Source organism: Arthrobacter sp. HMWF013, assembly GCF_003061105.1.
In the GTDB taxonomy this organism is placed as follows: Bacteria; Actinomycetota; Actinomycetes; order Actinomycetales; family Micrococcaceae; genus Arthrobacter.
Window position 1 is genome coordinate 1 of record NZ_QAIQ01000087.1, and the last position, 1,998, is coordinate 1,998.

2 protein-coding genes are annotated in these 1,998 nt (G+C 69.1%); both read left to right on the forward strand.

Features of this window, described 5'->3' with window-relative positions; all coding sequences use genetic code 11:
* A partial coding sequence (locus DBR22_RS04085; RefSeq protein WP_308810178.1) for a mannitol dehydrogenase family protein occupies positions 1-1,596 on the forward strand: 1,596 nt, incomplete at its 5' end.
* Positions 1,589-1,998: keto-deoxy-phosphogluconate aldolase (locus DBR22_RS04090; protein ID WP_108597906.1), on the forward strand; the 410-nt coding region annotated here is incomplete at its 3' end. The genes DBR22_RS04085 and DBR22_RS04090, both read left to right, overlap by 8 nt.

The window sequence follows — 1,998 nt, forward strand, 5'->3', positions numbered from 1 at the left end:
CGGCAAGGGCGGGACCGGCTTCATTCCCACCTTCGAACAGACCAGAGCGCACGCTGCAGGGGCCGCCAAAGGAGAACTGACATCGCACGCCTAAGCAACGCCACCCTCGCTGCGCTCGGCACCGGTACAGGTGCAGGTGCAGACGCCCACCACGGCACCGCCGCCGCGCCCCAGAGCCTGCTGCCGCGTGGGGACGTTCGTCCCGGCATCGTGCACCTCGGCCTCGGAGCCTTTGCCCGTGCCCACACCGCGGTGTTCACCGAAAACGCCATGCTCGCTTCCGGCGACTTCAGCTGGGGGATCGTTGGCGTCACCCAGCGCTCCGATACCGTCGCACGCCAGCTGGCTCCGCAGGACGGGCTCTTCACGGTGGCCGAGCGGGGTGCCGGAGCCGCGCCCCTCCGGGTGGTGTCCAGCATCGTGGAGGCCATCTCCGGCAGGGACCGCCCGGACACAGTGGTGGACCGCATTGCCGCCGCCGCCACCCGGGTGGTAACGCTGACCGTCACCGAGAAGGGCTACCGGATCGATCCGCAGACCGGGTCGCTGAACACCGCCGACGAACAAGTCCAGGCTGACCTCGCCGGCAACCCGCCGCAGACGGCCATCGGACAGATCGCGCGCGGCATCCAGCAGCGCTCCCGTACCGGTGCGGGTCCCCTCACGGTGCTCTCCTGCGATAACCTCCCGGCCAACGGTAAACTGACCGGCACCCTAGTCCGCGCCTTTGCCGCCGCGCTGCCCGCTGCTGAGTCGGGGCCGCTGCTGGCCTGGTTGGACGCGAACGTCACGTTCCCGTCCACCATGGTTGACCGGATGGTGCCGGCCACCACCGACGGCGACCTCGACGCCGTCGAACATGAACTTGGCCTCCGGGACGAGGCCGCCGTGGTGGCGGAGCCCTTTATGCAATGGGTCATCGAAGACACCTTCGCCGCAGGCCGGCCCGCCTGGGAGGAAGCCGGTGCGCTGTTCAGTACCGACGTTGCGGCGTGGGAAGCGGCCAAACTGCGCCTGCTCAACGCCAGCCACTCCATGCTGGCCTACCTGGGTCTGGCCACCGGCAAAACCACCATCGCCGACGCCGTCGGAGAAAACGCCTTCCGTCTCGCGTGCAGCCGCATGATGGCCGGGGACGCCCTGCCTGTCATCGAACTCCCGGACGGCCTCGACGGCGAAACCTACTGCGCCAACGTCCTTGAACGCTTCGCGAACCCGGCTTTGGGGCACACCACGGCCAAGGTGGGCAGCGACGGGTCACAGAAGATCGGACTGCGGCTCCTGACCACCATCCGCGCCAACCTCGACGCCGGCCGCGAACCCCTCTGGGCCGCGCTCGCCGTCGCCGCGTGGATGCACCATGTGGCCTCCACCCCGACGGCGGACCTGAACGATCCGCTCGCAGCGGAACTGCACGCAGCACTTCCGGACACGCGCACCGCGGCCACGGTGGTCCCTGCACTGCTTGGCTTTGGCGGCATCTTCGATCCGGAGCTCGCCGCGCATCGGGGCTTCGCCGACCTCCTCCTTCACTGGTACCGCATCATCGACACGCAGGGCCTGGACGGCCTGAGAAATGAGATCAACCATGGCTGACGCCACCAGCGTCCTGAACGTTTCGCCCGTCATCCCGGTGGTGACCATCGATGACCCGCGGCACGCTGTTCCGGTGGCCAAGGCATTGGCCGACGGCGGCGTCCGCATCATCGAGCTCACGCTCCGTACCGGGAGCGCACTGACGTCGCTGAAGCTTATTGCCGACGAGGTGCCCGAGATCCTGGTCGGGGCCGGAACCGTGCTGACGCCGGCCCAGGCCGACGCCGTCGTGGCTGCCGGGGCGCAGTTCATCGTCAGCCCGGGGGTCACCCCGGCCCTGCTGGACCACCTGCTGTCCGTCGGCGTGCCTGTACTCCCAGGCGTTGCCACGGTGGGGGAAGTCATGCAGGTCCTGGAGCGGGGACTGACGGCCATGAAGTTCTTCCCGGCCGGGCCGGCCGG